This is a genomic window from Euzebya pacifica (assembly GCF_003344865.1).
GTDB lineage: Bacteria > Actinomycetota > Nitriliruptoria > Euzebyales > Euzebyaceae > Euzebya > Euzebya pacifica.
Genome location: NZ_CP031165.1, coordinates 2,984,304 through 2,999,084 on the forward strand (window position 1 = coordinate 2,984,304; position 14,781 = coordinate 2,999,084).

General features: G+C 70.0%; 12 protein-coding genes. 8 read left to right on the forward strand and 4 right to left on the reverse strand.

Going from position 1 to position 14,781, the window contains the following annotated elements:
- Positions 1-85 precede the first annotated feature (85 nt).
- The 6 genes from DVS28_RS12730 to DVS28_RS12755 all read left to right on the forward strand — a co-directional run bounded on the left by DVS28_RS12730 (position 86) and on the right by DVS28_RS12755 (position 6,318).
- Positions 86-424: a hypothetical protein gene (locus tag DVS28_RS12730; protein ID WP_114591779.1), complete on the forward strand. Its 339-nt coding sequence runs from the start codon at positions 86-88 to the stop codon at positions 422-424.
- A gap of 214 nt (positions 425-638) precedes the next feature.
- Positions 639-842: a twin-arginine translocase TatA/TatE family subunit gene (gene tatA, locus DVS28_RS12735; RefSeq protein ID WP_114591780.1), complete on the forward strand. Its 204-nt coding sequence runs from the start codon at positions 639-641 to the stop codon at positions 840-842.
- 70 nt (positions 843-912) lie between these two features.
- Complete coding sequence (tatC, locus tag DVS28_RS12740) at positions 913-1,719, forward strand: twin-arginine translocase subunit TatC (RefSeq protein ID WP_114591781.1); 807 nt, start codon at positions 913-915, stop codon at positions 1,717-1,719.
- Positions 1,716-4,463 carry a DEAD/DEAH box helicase gene (locus DVS28_RS12745; RefSeq protein ID WP_164710463.1) on the forward strand — a complete coding sequence of 916 codons (2,748 nt, stop codon included), beginning with the start codon at positions 1,716-1,718 and terminating at the stop codon, positions 4,461-4,463. The genes tatC and DVS28_RS12745 overlap by 4 nt, the downstream gene beginning before the upstream one ends.
- Before the next feature lie 64 nt (positions 4,464-4,527).
- Positions 4,528-5,649, forward strand: coding sequence for a Na/Pi symporter (locus DVS28_RS12750; RefSeq protein WP_114591783.1), 1,122 nt, complete (start codon positions 4,528-4,530; stop codon positions 5,647-5,649).
- Between the two features lie 9 nt (positions 5,650-5,658).
- The gene (locus tag DVS28_RS12755; protein WP_114591784.1) at positions 5,659-6,318 is read left to right on the forward strand and encodes a PhoU domain-containing protein; all 660 of its coding nucleotides are present in this window, start codon (positions 5,659-5,661) and stop codon (positions 6,316-6,318) included.
- Positions 6,319-6,338: 20 nt separating this feature from the next.
- Here the strand turns inward: DVS28_RS12755 and DVS28_RS12760 are convergent, their stop codons facing one another.
- Positions 6,339-8,234, reverse strand: a complete 1,896-nt coding sequence (locus tag DVS28_RS12760) for a bifunctional homocysteine S-methyltransferase/methylenetetrahydrofolate reductase (RefSeq protein WP_164710464.1) — start codon at positions 8,232-8,234, stop codon at positions 6,339-6,341.
- Between the two features lie 70 nt (positions 8,235-8,304).
- Between DVS28_RS12760 and DVS28_RS12765 the strand changes: the two genes are divergently transcribed.
- Both DVS28_RS12765 and DVS28_RS12770 read left to right on the forward strand, forming a co-directional pair.
- On the forward strand, positions 8,305-9,231 hold the full coding sequence (locus tag DVS28_RS12765) for a diacylglycerol/lipid kinase family protein (protein ID WP_114594158.1): 927 nt from the start codon (positions 8,305-8,307) through the stop codon (positions 9,229-9,231).
- Positions 9,232-9,233: 2 nt separating this feature from the next.
- A complete protein-coding gene (locus DVS28_RS12770) occupies positions 9,234-10,184 on the forward strand; it encodes a cobalamin biosynthesis protein (RefSeq protein WP_114591786.1) in 951 nt (316 codons plus the stop codon).
- Here DVS28_RS12770 and DVS28_RS12775 read toward each other — a convergent pair.
- From DVS28_RS12775 to DVS28_RS12785, 3 genes are read right to left on the reverse strand one after another with little or no spacing between them, the layout of a single operon-like run.
- The gene (locus DVS28_RS12775) at positions 10,160-10,828 is read right to left on the reverse strand and encodes an isochorismatase family protein (RefSeq protein ID WP_216826002.1); all 669 of its coding nucleotides are present in this window, start codon (positions 10,826-10,828) and stop codon (positions 10,160-10,162) included. The two genes, DVS28_RS12770 and DVS28_RS12775, sit on opposite strands and share 25 nt — an antisense overlap.
- Positions 10,825-12,699, reverse strand: a complete 1,875-nt coding sequence (locus DVS28_RS12780) for a hydantoinase B/oxoprolinase family protein (RefSeq protein WP_114591787.1) — start codon at positions 12,697-12,699, stop codon at positions 10,825-10,827. Before DVS28_RS12780 ends, DVS28_RS12775 begins: the two co-directional genes overlap by 4 nt.
- A gap of 2 nt (positions 12,700-12,701) precedes the next feature.
- The gene (locus tag DVS28_RS12785) at positions 12,702-14,771 is read right to left on the reverse strand and encodes a hydantoinase/oxoprolinase family protein (protein ID WP_114591788.1); all 2,070 of its coding nucleotides are present in this window, start codon (positions 14,769-14,771) and stop codon (positions 12,702-12,704) included.
- Between the last annotated feature and the right edge of the window lie 10 nt (positions 14,772-14,781).

The following is a 14,781-nucleotide window of genomic DNA, read 5'->3' on the forward strand; positions in this document are numbered from 1 at the left end:
TGCTCCGCCGATGCAGGGAGTGTGCGAGAAGCCACCGACGGGCCTCGGACGGATGGAACCCCTGACTCGAAGGACTCGAGACCTCATGACGACGATCAAGGCCACGTGCCCCACCTGCGGTGAAGTTGCGCTTACCCCCGACGACATCGAGCTGCGCGTTGACCAGGACCGTACCGAAGGCTCCTTCTACGGATTCGAGTGCCCTCGCTGCACCGCCCAGGTCCGCAAGCCGGCCGACGAGCGTGTCGTCCGCCTGCTGGTCAGCGGCGGCGTCCCCGCCCTGCCGGTCGAGGACGAACCCGTTCGCGTGAAGCTCAGCGAACGCTTCGACCACCCCCGCATCACCCACGACGACCTGCTGGACTTCCACCAGGTGCTGCAGGACGAGTCCTGGTTCGAGCGACTGCTCATCGACGCAGCCTGACACGCAACGGTTCCCACACGACGCCCCGGCACTCGCCGCGGGCGTCGTTGGCTGTTCGGGCAGCAGGAACCGATGGGGTGTCCAGCGAACTCTGGGTGAACGTGACGGTTCACGTCACGCGTACGGCGACGGGTCGTTGTGACCGTCGTACACTCGACTGACGTTGTGGTCACCCTGTGACGCCCAAGGCAACGCCCACCCTCAAGGACCTCCCATGAATCTCGGCCCCACTGAAATCATCGTCCTCGCCGTCCTGGTCATCGTGCTCTTCGGCGCCAAGAAGCTCCCGGAGCTCGGCAGCTCGGTCGGCAAGACCATCACGAACTTCCGCAAGGGCATGTCCGAGGCCGAGATCGAGGCCCAGGAAGAAGCCAGGGCCGAGTCCCGCAGCGAGTCCGTCGACTCCAACGACGCCTGATCACGGGAGCGCCGGCTGACGCCAGCCGCCCCCGGTTCGACTGCTCGTGACCGCGACTGCTGACCCGCCCATGCCCTCCGCCGAGGACTACGAGGGCGAGGAGATGACCCTCTGGGAGCACCTGGAGGAGCTGCGGTCGCGCCTGTTCAAGGCCGCCCTGGCCCTGATGCTGACGTTCATCGTCGGGTTCCTCCTCAACGAGTTCGTCTTCGACATCCTCATCAAGCCGTACTGCTCGTTGGACCCGAGCCTGCGGGTGTCCAGCGCGATCTTCGACGACGAGTCCTGCCGGCTGGTCTTCTCCGACGTCCTCGGGGCGTTCAAGGTTCGCCTGAAGGCCGCATCGGTGATCGCCATCACCTTCGGTGGCCCGGTCGTCTTCTACCAGCTGTGGGCGTTCATCGTCCCCGGGCTGAAGGCGCAGGAGAAGAAGTACGCCGCCCCGTTCTTCTTCCTCAGCCAGTTCCTGTTCCTGCTCGGCGCGGCGTTCAGCTACTTCGTGATCCCCAAGGGGCTGGAGTTCCTCCTCAGCTTCGGGGGGTCGAACCTGATCAGCCTCATGGACGCCGACCGCTACATCAGCTTCCTGATCCGCACGATGATCGGGTTCGGCGTCTCCTTCGAGTACCCGCTGCTGGTCGCCATCCTCGTGCTGATGGGGGTCGTCAGCCACGCCTGGCTCAAGGAGTACCGCCGGCACGCCTTCTTCGGCGCCTTCGTGGCCGCCGCCGTCATCACCCCCTCGCAGGACCCGGCTACGATGATCGTCATGGCCCTGCCGCTGGCGCTCTTCTACGAGATCTGCATCGTCTTCGCCAAGTTCGTCGAGCGTGGACGTGGCGCCGATGTCGACCCGGAGGTCGACGCCGCGACGTGAGCGACGCCGCCGCCGACACCCCCGAAGACCAGCCGCTGCTGACCAACGAACCCCTCGAACGGTTCGCGGCCGGGCTGGACTTCCCCCTCGACCACTTCCAGCGGAAGGGCATCATCGCCCTGTCCGAGGGCCGGTCGGTCCTGGTCGCTGCGCCCACCGGTGCAGGCAAGACCCTCGTCGGTGAGTTCGCGCTGTGGCACGCCCTGAAGCGCGGCCGCAAGGCCTTCTACACCACGCCGATCAAGGCCCTGTCCAACCAGAAGTTCCACGACCTCCGCGCCCTGCACGGTGAGGAGAACGTCGGGCTGCTGACCGGGGACAACGTCATCAACGGCGAGGCGCCGCTCGTCGTGATGACCACCGAGGTGCTGCGCAACATGCTCTACGAGCAGTCCAGCACCCTCCACGGCCTCGACGCCGTGGTGCTGGACGAGGTGCACTACCTTGCCGACCGCGACCGCGGTGCGGTGTGGGAGGAGGTCATCATCCAGCTGCCGCTGCAGGTGACCATCGCCGCCCTGTCCGCCACCGTCAGCAACGCCGAGGAGTTCGGCGCCTGGCTGGCCGATGTCCGCCATGGCTGTGACGTGATCGTCTCCGAGCTGCGGCCCGTTCCGCTGGAGCACCACTACGCCGTCAACGACAAGCTCTACCCGGTGTTCCGGTCCGGGGCCCGCGGCGCCGGTGGCAAGAAGGCATCCGACGCCGACAAGGAAAAGGCCGTCCAGGCCCGTGGCGGGCGGCCCAACCCCGAGGTGCTGATGCTCGAGCGGAAGGCCGGGCAGCGCAACCGGGTCACGCGCAAGGGCAACCGTGTCGGGGGCGGCATCCGCCTGCGTTATCCCTCCCGCGCCGACATCACCCGCATGCTCGCGCAGCGCAAGTGGCTGCCGGCGATCACCTTCATCTTCAGCCGTGCCGCCTGCGACGACGCCGTGGAACAGGTGGTGTCCTCCGGGGTGCAGCTGACCACCGTGGAGGAGCGGGAACGCATCCGCGAGATCGTCCGCCGCCGGACCGACATCCTGCCCACCGCCGACCTGACGATGCTCGGCTACGGCGCGTGGCTGCACAGCCTCGAGCGGGGCGTGGCTGCCCACCACGCCGGCATGGTCCCGGTCTTCAAGGAGACGGTGGAGGAGCTGTTCTCCGCCGGCTTGGTCAAGATGGTCTTCGCCACCGAGACGCTGGCGCTCGGCATCAACATGCCGGCCCGCACCGTGGTGATCGAACGGCTCGAGAAGTGGAACGGCAAGCGGCACGAGCTGCTGACCCCCGGCCAGTTCACCCAGCTGACGGGCCGGGCCGGTCGCCGGGGCAAGGACACCGTCGGCCACGCCGTCGTGTCGTACCAGCGCGACGTGGAGTTCGAGGTGGTCGCTGGCCTGGTGGGCCGTCGTACCGAGCGGCTGGTCAGCCGTTTCGCCCCCTCCTACAACATGGCCGTCAACCTGCTCCGCCGTCAGGGCGTCGAGGACGCCATCGAGCTGCTCGGACAGTCCTTCGCGCAGTACCAGGCCGACGGGCAGTCCACCGGCCGAGCCGACGAGATCGCGAAGAACCAGCGGGCGCTGGAGGGCTACGCCGCGCACCTGCACTCCGACCACGGTGACTTCGAGGAGTACTGGTCGATCCGCCGCGAGCTCTCGCGGATCGAGGCCGACGGGGCGAAGACCCGCCGTGCTCGCCGGACAGCAGCCGTCGAGGAGGCCATCGAGACCCTCAGGCCCGGCGACGTCATCCAGGTGCCCGGGGGACGTCGGGGCCAGACCATGCTGGCCGCCGTCGTCACCACCACCAGCGCCAAGTCCGGCACGCCGCTTGCCACGGTCGTCACCGAGGATCGTCGCCAGACCCGCGTCGGTCCCCGCGAGTTCGACCGCCCCCCGGAACCAGTCGGCTTCGTGCGGCTGCCGAACAAGGGCGGTCCCCGCCAACCGGCCTACCGCAAGGCCGTCCAGCGCCTGCTGTTCGACGTCGACCCCAAGGGCTCGGGGCGCCTCGAGGACATCCCGGTCGACCAGCACCTGACCGAACAGGTCAGCGACCTCCGAGCACGCCTGCGGGAGCACCCGGTCCACGACGACCCGAACCTGCACGAGATCGAGGTGTGGGCTCGCCGCTACGACGAGCTGAAGGGCAAGAGCGACCGGCTCGAGCGGACGATGCGCCATCGCACCCAGTCGCTGGTCACCGCCTTCACGTCCATCATCGACCTGCTGACCGGCCTCGGGTACCTCGACGAGACCCCTGCGCCGACCGAGGAGGGCATGCGCCTGGCGGGCCTGTACGCCGAGACCGACCTGGTGCTGGCCGAGTGCCTGCGCTGGGGTGTCTTCGACGGCCTCAACGCTGCGGAGCTTGCGGCGATGGCCAGCGTCTTCACCTTCGAGGCCCGTCGCGACGACGGCCCGCCGGTACACATCCCGACCACCCGACTGCACGACGCCGTCGACGCGGCCGAACGACACCTCCAGCGGATCGTCGACCTCGAGACGATGGCCGCGCTGCCCGCCACGCGAGACCTCGACGCCACCTTCATGGAGGTGGTGTACCGCTGGGCACGCGGTGCCGACCTGGACCGCGCCCTCGGGACCACCGACATGACGCCCGGCGACTTCGTCCGTGCCACGAAGATGGTCGCGGACCTGGTCCGCCAGATCAGGGATTCCAGCGACGGGCCGCTGCGCGCGACGGCCCGAGAGGCCAACGACCTACTGGTCCGCGGCGTCGTCGCCTACTGACCCCCGTTTCGACGCCACCGGGTCGTTAACCCTCCGTTCACGCGGCGGGTAAGGTCTTGCGGACATGAGCCGCACGACGTCACTCCCGGCCCCGCTGCGCCTGTCCGTGGTGGTGGGCCTGCTCTACGGATTCCTGGTCGGCGTCAGCCTGCTCGAGGGCGGGATCAAGGCCCTCGGCCCCGACCTGCAGGAAGAGCTGTTCGCCAGCGTCGACAACCCGTTGGCCGGCCTGCTCGTCGGTGTGCTCGCGACCGTGCTTGCGCAGTCCTCGTCGGTGACGACGTCCACGATCGTCGGACTGGTCGGCAGCGGGCTGCTGGGCGTGGGCGACGCCGTGCCGATGATCATGGGGGCCAACATCGGGACGACGGTCACCAACACGTTGGCGTCCCTCGGCCACCTGCGGCGACCCCACGAGTTCAAGCCCGCGTTCGCGGCCGCCACGGTCCACGACTTCTTCAACGTGCTGGCCGTGGCGCTGCTGCTGCCGCTCGAGCTGGCCACCGGGATCCTCCGTCGGGGCGCCGAAGCGCTCGGCGAGGTGTTCGTCGGGTCGGCGGGGGTCACCTTCGACAGCCCCGTGAAGTCGGCGGTCAAGGCACCCGCGGGGTGGGTCGAGGACGGGGTGGGCGCCCTCGGCGCGTCCGGGACGGTCCTCGGCCTGATCCTCCTCGCGGTCGGCCTGGGCGCCATCTTCGTCTGCCTGGCGTTGATCACCAAGAACATGAAGACCCTGGTGGCCGACCGGGTCGAGCGGTCCATCAACGACGTGCTCGGCCGGGGCGCTGGCCTGGCCGCCATGGGCATCGGCGTCATCATCACGATCGCGGTGCAGTCATCCTCGATCACCACGTCGATCCTCATCCCGCTCGCGGCATCGGGGGTGCTGTCGCTGGCCAGCACCTATCCGGTAACGCTCGGCGCCAACGTGGGCACCACGGTCACGGCGCTGCTGGCGTCCCTGGCCACGGACCGACCGGAAGCGCTGACCGTGGCGTTGGTCCACACGCTGTTCAACCTGGCCGGCATCCTGCTGCTGTATCCGGTCCCCGCCCTCCGGCGGATTCCGCTCCGCCTGGCCGAGCGAATGGCGGAGACCGCAGCAACCAACCGACAAGCCGTGCTGTTCTACGTGGTCGGATTGTTCATCGTCGTGCCCGCCGTCGGCGTGGCGCTGTTGAGATAGGGAGCGCACATGGTCTTCAAGTTCCTGAGAGGTGGCGACACCGGCATGGAGTCGGTGGAACGCATGGTGACGACGATGCTGGGCGACTGTCGCCACAGCTTCGACGTGGCCATGGCCGCGTTGACCGCGGGTGACGACGTGCACCAGCAGGGGGTCGACGTCCGCGAGACCGACCGCCGGATCAACGCCATGGAGGAGCAGGTCCGACGGGCCCTCGTGGTGCACGTGGCCGTCCAGGGCGGCACGGACGTGGGGCTGGTGATGACCTACCTGCTGCTGGTCAAGAAGCTCGAGCGGGTCGGGGACCAGAACAAGAACATCTTCGACCTCGCCGAGGACGGGCTGCGGTTGGAGGAACCCGACATCGCGCTGGACCTGCGCGCCGAGGTGTCGGGGATGTTCGCCGAAGCCGGCCGCATCCTGCTGGAGCAGGACGAGACCGCCCTCGATCCCTTCGCTGCCCGTGCTGCCGACATCCGGCACGAGCTCGACGACCTGATCCGGGCTGCCAGCCACTCCGACGACCCTGCGTCCGCGGTCGTGCCGCGGGTCCTCCTGTACCGCTACATCAGCCGGATCGTCGCCAACCTGTCCAGCGTCTCCCAGGTCGGCATCGAGGGCATCGAACGGATCGAGCACGAGCCCGACGGGTCGGACATGGACGACTGACCCCGCCCGCGGGGGGGCCGTCAGCGGGTGGCCGACGCGACCACTCGAGCGGCCAGCTCGTACTTGCCGAGCGCCGGGATGACGTAGGCGCCGGCAACGAGCGGACGGACGGCCTCGACGAGCTCCTCTGCGATGGCCACACCCTCGTCGGGGGCACGGTCCCCGGCCGCATCGAGCCGCTCGAAGATGGCCTTGGGGATGACGATCCCGGGGACCTCCTCGTGGAGGAACCGGGCCTGTCGTGTGCCGAACAGCGGCATGATGCCCATGAGGACCGGCAGGTCGAACGGCCGGCCGTGGCGGGCCTCGTATGCCTCGAGGAAGCGGCTGATCCGGGAGGGTTCGAACACCGCCTGGCCCAGCGCGAAGTGCGCACCGGCCTCCATCTTCCGCTCGAGGACGTCCAGCTCGTGGTCGAGGTCGTCGGCGAACATGTTCAGCGCGCAGCCGACGGTGAACCCCGTGGGCCGGCCGATGTCGTTGCCGCCCAGGTCCTCACCGACGTTCATGCGTCCGGCGATGGTCCCGATCAGCGCCGACGGGGCGATGTCGAAGGCATCCATCGCCTCGGGGAAGTCCCCGATCCGGGTGGGGTCGCCCATGGTCACGAACAGGTTGCGCAGCCCCAGCGCATGGGCGGCCAGCAGGTCGCCCTGGACCCGCAGGAGGTTCCGCCCCCGGGTGGGGAAGTGCAGGATCGTCTCCAGGCCCACCTGTGACTGCAGGACCTGCGCAGCGGCCCACGGGCTCATCCGCATGCGGGCCGCCGGGCTGTCGGCGACGTCGATCAGGTGGGCACCGGCGTCGCGGAGCAGCTCGGCCGCACGCAGCAGACGGGCGGTGTCGTGGCCCCGGGGCGGGCTCAGCTCGACGGTCACCGTGAACTGACGCTGGGCCAGGCGGTAGCCGAGCTCGGTTGGTTCGAGTGTCGGCGCGTCGCTGGTCGGCGCGGCGGTGGGCGCGGCGATGGCGATGGGCGCCGGGGGCGTCGGGTCGTCCAGGACGGTCCGCATCGCGGCGATGTGCTCGGGGGTGGTGCCGCAGCAGCCCCCGACCAGCTGCACGCCGACGGCCCGCAGCCGTTCGGTCGCCTGGGCGAAGTACTGCGGGGTCGCGGGATACAGGACACGGCCGCCGACCTGCTCGGCGAATCCGGCGTTGGGGTAGGCCGACAGGCGGGCGTCGGGGACCGACCGGCGCATGGCCTCGATCAACCGCTGGATCTGCGCGGGTCCGCCCGAGCAGTTCACGCCGATCACGTCGGCGCCGGCCGCGTGCAGCTCGGCGGCGACCCGGCCGGGCAGGACTCCCAGGACCGTGCGGTCGTCACGGGCGAACGTGGCGTGGGCGATGACGGGGACGTCGGGGTGGACCTCGCGGGCTGCGGCGAGGGCGGTCAGCAGCTCACCGTGGTCACCGAAGGTCTCCAGCGCGATGACGTCGACGCCCTCGAGGGCCCGCATCTGCTGGACGAAGAAGCCCTTCGCCTCCTCCGCCGACATGCGGCCGTAGGGGGCCATGGGCACGCCGAGTGGGCCCACCGTCCCGGCCAGCAGCACGTCGGCGTCCCCGATCGCGGTCCGGGCCAGGTCGACCGCTGCCCGGTTGATCGCCTCGACGTCGTCGGCGTGGCCGTGGCGGCGCAGCTGGACGGCGTTGGCCGCGAAGGTGTTGGTGGACAGCACGTCGACGCCGGCGGCCACGTAGTCGCGGTGCAGGCCGAGGACCACGTCGGGAGCGGTCAGCACGAGCGCTTCGAAGCACGCGTCGCTGGGCAGGTCGGCGCGAAGGTGCAGCATCGTGCCGGTGGCACCGTCGCCGAGAAGCGGGGTGCCGCTGTGCAGCCGGTCCAGCAAGGGACGGTTGGGCGTGGCGGTGGCCGTCGGGCCAGCGTCTTGGACAGTTCGATGGGTCACGTGACCAGAAACGGTACGCCCATGGCCGGCTTCGGGGAAACCTGATCGGCACGAGTACCATCCGACGGCGATGAGCCACCCCTTCGGCACCCTGCACCTGATCGCCAACCCGACCTCGGGAAGCGGCGCGGTCCGCAAGACCATGCCCGAGCTGCGCCGTCTGCTGGACGAGCACGAGCTGGACCACGAGGTCCACCTGACGACGGGCCCCGGCCACGCCACCGAGCTGGCCCGCAGCATCGTCGAGGGTGGGGGCCGCTACATCGCGGCAGTCGGTGGCGACGGAACCGTCCACGAGGTCGTCAACGGCCTGCTGGACGCCGACGGGCAGCCGATCGCCGCCGACATCGTGCTGGCCGTCGTCCGTGCCGGATCCGGCGGCGACTTCGCCCGCACGTTCGGGCTGGACCGGCCGGTCGAGCGCCTCGTCCGTCGTCACCTGACGGGCACGGCCACGATGCCGCTTGACGTCGGGCACGTCACCTACGTCAAGGATGGTCGCGAGGAGAGCTGCTTCTTCGTCAACATCGCCGAGGTCGGCTGGGGCGCCGATGTGGTCCGTCGTGCCGCGAAGCTGCCCCGCTTCGTCGGGCGCGTCCGCTACCTGATCTCCGCGCTGGCCGCCGTGCGGGCCGCCAACCCCCAGCAGGTGGCGCTGGTCCTGGAGAAGACGACCGCCAACATCGGCATGGTCGAGCTGGTCGTGGCCAACGGCCAGTTCTTCGGGGGCGGCATGAAGGTCGCGCCACGGGCGCTGCCCGACGACGGGCTGTTCAACGTCCTGGCGTTCACGGGCGGCAAGGCGCAGGTGTTCACGTTGACGCCGAAGCTGTTCCAGGGCGAGCACCTGCCGAACCCGCGGATCGCCGAGTGGCAGTCCTCGACGGCATCCGTGGCGCCCGAGGAACCGATGCTGGTCGAGGCCGACGGCGAGGTCCTCGGGACCACTCCCGCGTCGTTCACCGTGGTCGACAAGCCGCTCGTCCTCAAGATCTGAGCGTGCCGTCCCGTCGAGGGTGGCTGGCGGCCGGCCTGGTCGCCGGGGTCGTGGCCGACGAGCTGCTCGGCGACCCCCAGCGCTGGCATCCGGTCGCCGGCTACGGGCGTGCGGCGGGATGGCTCGAGCGTCGGCTGTGGGCGGACCGGGTCGGTGCGGGCGCGGTGTTCACCGCGATCGCCGTCGGGTTGCCGGTGGTCGGTGCCGTGGTGGTCGACCGTGGCCTCGGGTCCCGTCGGGGTGGGCGGGGTGCGTTGTTGGCCGTTGTCGTCTGGTCGTCGGTCGGTGGGCGTCAGCTGCGGGAGGTGGGGGAGCGGATCGGGTCCCTGCTGGAGGACGGCGACCTGAACAGTGCCCGCGGCTGGCTGCCCTGGCTGGTCGGCCGGGACCCGTCGACGCTGGATGTCGACGGGGTCGCCCGCGCGGTCGTGGAGTCCCTGGCGGAGAACACCGCGGACTCCGTCGTGGGCCCGCTCGTGTGGGGGGCGCTGCTGGGCACGCCCGGGGTGGTTGGGTACCGGGCGATCAACACGCTGGATGCGATGGTCGGGCACCACAGCCCCAGGTACGAGCGCTTCGGCACGGCGTCGGCCCGGCTGGACGACCTCGCCAACCTGCTGCCGTCGCGGGTCACCGCCGCGGTCACCGCGCTGGTCGCGCCGGTGGTGGGCGGCTCGCCCTGCCGGGTGGTTGCGGTCGTGCGACGTGACGGCCGACGGCATCCCTCGCCCAACGCCGGCCCGGTGGAGGCTGCGGCGGCGGGGGCGCTCGGCCTGACCCTGGGTGGTCCGCTGTCCTACGAGGGGCGCGCCGAACGACGCGGCCCGCTCGGTGACGGGCCGCCCCCCACGCCGACCGACATCCCCCGGTCGGTGCGGCTGTCCCGATGGATCACCGTCGGCGCGACGGTCCTGGCGGCCGTCGTGGGTCAGCGCCGGACGGACTCGAGGTAGGCGAGCGCGGCCGACAGCTCGACGACCTCCGCGTACTTGGCCGCGAGGTCCTCGAGGTTGCCATCGTGCACACGGTCGGATCGGTCGCCGCAGGCGTCTGCGACGACCAGGGGAACGAACCCGTGGGACATGGCGTCGACGACGGATGCCCGCACGCACCCGGATGTGGACACCCCGCCGACGACCACGGTGTCGATGCCCATCGCGGTCAGCGTGCCGGCAAGCGACGTGCCGAAGAAGGCGCTCGGCATCTGCTTGACCACCACGACCTCGCCGTCGACCGGTGCGACTTCGGGCCGGATCGCGCCCGGTCCGTCGGGGCCATCGTTCGCGTCGGCGGCGAACACTTGAAGGCCTGCGACCTTGCGGAAGAACACACCCCCGTCGACCCCGTCGGCGGCGTAGCGGACGCACGTGTGGACGACGGGCACGCCCGAGGACCGGGCAGCGTCGAGCAACCGGGCGGCCGCCTCGAGCGCATCGGTCGAGGGGAGCTCGAAGGCGCCGCCGACGTCGAAGTAGGCACGAACCATGTCGATCAGCAGCAGCGCCGGGCGGCGACCGGGCTGGAGCGCCCCACCCCACCCCGACCGGTCGTGCCCGCTGGAATGCCCCGGGCCGTCGGGGCCACCGGGTGGGCTCACAACCGGGCCATCGGTGGCTTCGGTGCCGGCAGGCCCGTCTCCTCCTCGCAGCGGGCCAGGATCTCCTCCAGCGGCGGGCCGGCGTTGATCACCGGACGCTCGTCGGGTCGGGAGCGGCGCAGCTCCTCCCGCAAAGCGGTCGTCGCCGCGTCGTCGACGACACCGTCCTCGTCGCAGACGACGCCGTACCGCCGGGCACCGTCCACGCTCACCAGGCGCCGCCGCACCTCCAGCCCGACCAGCGACGGGTCACGCTCCAGCGGGTCGCCCCAGCCGCCACCACCCCAGGTGACGAAGTGCAGCAGCTCGCCGGCCCGGACGGGAACGTCGTGGCACTTCGACGGGAGGACCTCGGTGGTCCCGTCCAGCCGTTCGATCCACTTGGTGCCGCGTGCCCCCGGCTCGCCACCGATGACCCCCCACGGATAGGTCAGCCAGCGGTCGTCGTGGATGGCGATCTCGCCGTCGGAGAGGAACCGGTAGGCCACTTCGACGCCGTTGCCGCCGCGATGCAGTCCGGCGCCGCCGGTGTCGGTCACCGTCGTCCACGTCTCGATCCGCAGCGGGTAGTACGACTCGAGGTACTCACACGGGATGTTGGTGAACGATGGCCACAGGCTGTGGCCGTCCGGGCCGTCGCCCATGGGACGGCCGGGGATCCCACCGAACCCGATGGAGTACAGCTGGAACCACTCGCCCTTGCGTTCTCCCTCCGAGTACGTGCCCGAGTACATGAAGTGCGGGGAGGAGGAGAAGCCAGCTGCGTTCATCAGGTCGGGGTTGGTCTTGCCCAGCAGGCCCCCGAGCAGGTCGAAGACGCGGCCGATGCCGTGGTTGCGGCCGCTGAGCGCTGCGGGGAACCGTGGCTTCCAGAAGCTGTCCTCGGGGATGACCACATCGATCAACGGATAGAAGCCGTCGTTCCAGAGGATCTGGGGGTCAGCCACGGTGATCATGTAGATCCCGAAGAACATCCGGATCAGGTTCTCGTTGATGTAGTAGTTGATCGGGCCGGCGGCCTGGGGGGAGGAACCCGTGAAGTCCAGCGTCACCCGGTCGCCGTTGCGGGTCAGCGACAGCTTCAGCTCGTAGGGACCGAAGCCGACCCCGTCGTCGCAGATGTAGTCGGTGAAGTCGATGGTCTCGCCGTCGGCGAACACCATGCCGAGGAGCGCCTTCATCGCGTCGTGGTTGCGCTGCAGCAGCGCATCGAGCGCCGACAGGTAGGTCTCGACCCCGAAGCGGTCACACAGCTCGGTGATCCGACGTCCGGCGGTGCGGCAGGCCGCCACGATGCCGTTGAGGTCGGCCCGGTTCCAGTCGGGTTTGCGGACCTGGCGGAGGATGACCTCCAGCGCCTCGTCGGCGAGCTCGCCCTTCTTGTACAGCTTGAAGGGCGGGATGATCACGCCCTCCTCGTAGATGGTCTTCGCGTCCGTCGGCATCGACGCGGGCGTCTTCCCGCCCACGTCGGACATGTGCCCGAACATGCTCGCCCATCCGACCACCCGCCCCGAATGGAAGATCGGCATGACGACCAGCCAGTCGTTGGCATGGGAGATCGCGGCACCGCAGGCGTACGGATCAGAGGTCAGGAGGACATCACCCTCCTCGATCGTCCCGTCGTAGTTGTCCAGGAAGTCGGGGATGGACAGCCCGAACTGCCCGACCACCATCTTCCCCTCGGGGTCACCGATGAGGGGGAACTCGTCGTGCTGTTCACGGATGCCGGGGGACAGCGCCGTGCGGAACAGCACCTCGTCCATCTCGTAGCGGGCGTTGCGCAGGGCGTTCTCGACCAGGTCGAGGGTGATGACGTCGACGTCGACCCGGTCCACGGGGTCGGTGTTGGTCTCGATGATCGTGGCCATGATCAGGCCTCCTCGGTGGGGGTGATGAGCAGGGAACCGGAGGGGTGCACCGTGGCGATGTGCCCGGGCAGCACGAGCGTGGTGGAGTCCATCTCCGTGATGACCGCGGGGCCGTCGACGACCGCACCGGCACCCAGCAACGACCGGTCGATGACGACCGCCTCGTGATGGGCACCGTCGACCCAGATCCGGTGGCGGCCGACGGTGGCGTCGGCGACCGATTCGCCCTCATCGACGGTGTCAGGGGTGACGTTCGGTCGTGGCCCGCTCGCGGTTGCCCGCAGCGTCACCACCTCGTGGGCCGTGGTGTCGAGCAGGAAGCCGAAGAGCCGGTCGTGTTCGGCGTCGAACGCCGAGGCGATCGCAGCCAGCCCCGCCCCCTCCCCGTCGAAGGCCTCGCGGTCGACGGGGATCGGGATCTCGAATCCCTGCCCGTGGTAGCGGACGTCGGCGGCGAACTCCACGACCATGTCGCCGTCGTCGATGCCCTCGGCCCGCAGCGTCGTCCGCGCAGCGGCAGCGAGCTCGTCGAACGCCGTGGCGATCTCGGGGTCGGAGGTGTCGGGAAGCTGGCGGATCCACGTCCTGGCGCTCTCGTCGCGCAGCGACGTGGTGGCGTCCCCGTAGGCACACAGGACGCCGGGGGAGGGGGGGATGATGACCGGCCACGACCCCAGGAGGCGCCCGAGCGCGTTGGCGTGAAGGGGACCTGCGCCTCCGAAGGCCACGAGCGCGAAGTCCCTCGGGTCGAAACCCTGCTGGACGCTGACCAGCCGCAGGGCCCCGAACATGTTCTCGTTGACGATGTCGATGATGCCCGAGGCCGCGGCCTCGACGCTCCCCAGGTCCGTGGCGTCGGCGATCGTCCCGACGGCTGTCCGAGCGGCGTCGATGTCCAACGCGATCTCACCCCCTGCTAGCGAGGAGGGCAGGTAACCGAGGACGAGGTTGGCGTCGGTGACCGTCGGCTCGGTGCCGCCCTGGCCGTAGGCGGCCGGCCCGGGCGCGGCACCAGCGGACTGCGGACCCACCCGCAGCGCACGGGTCAGCTGGGGGACGTGGGCGATCGAGCCGCCGCCGGCCCCCACGGTGCGGACGTCGACCGAGGCGGCCCGGACGTCGAGGTCGCCGACGCGGGTCTGTCGACCGATGCGGGGCACACCGTCCTGGACCAGGGCCACATCCGTGGAGGTCCCACCCATGTCGAAGGTCAGGAAGTCGCTGTGCCCGACCTGCTGGGCCACCCATGCCGCTCCCGCGACGCCGCCGGCCGGTCCGCTCAGCAGCATGTTGACGGGCGAGGCCGTGGCGGCGTCGGCGGATGCCAGCCCGCCGTCGGAGCGGAGAATCTTCAGGTCGCCGGTGATGCCCCCGTCCCGGAGCTCTGCCTGCAGGTTGCTGATGTAGCGGGAGACCTGCGGCTGCACATAGCCGTTGGCGACGGTGGTCACGGTGCGCTCGTACTCGCGGAGCTCGGGCAGCACGCTGGAGGACAGGGACACACCGATGTCGTTGCCGAGGACCTCGGTCGCGATGGCCCCGATCGTCTTCTCGTGGTCGGTGTTGGCGAAGGAGTTGATCAACGACACCGACAACGCCTCGATGCCGGCGTCCTTCAACCGGTACAGGTCGGCGCGGATGGCCTCCTCGTCGAGCCGGGTGACGACGGTCCCGTCCGAGGCGACGCGTTCGACCGCACCGACCGTGTGCTCCAGCGACGCCAACGGTTCGGGTTTGGGCCAGATGATCCAGCCGGCGAGCCCGCCGGGGACGAACGAGCGGGCGATCTGCAGGACCTGCTCGAAGCCCTTCGTCGTGACCAAGCCGACCCTGGCGCCCTTCTGCTCGAGGATCGCGTTGGTGGCAACGGTCGTCCCGTGCAGCACCTCGCCGATGTCGGCCATCGCGATCCCGGCGTCGTCGCACACCCGGCGGATGCCGTGCAGGACGCCGATGGACTGGTCAGCCGGCGTGGAGGCGGTCTTGACCCGCCACGTCCCGCCGGTGTCGGTGTCGATCAGCAGGACGTCGGTGAAGGTGCCTCCGACGTCGACTCCGAGCCTGTAGGTCATGTCCCTTGCC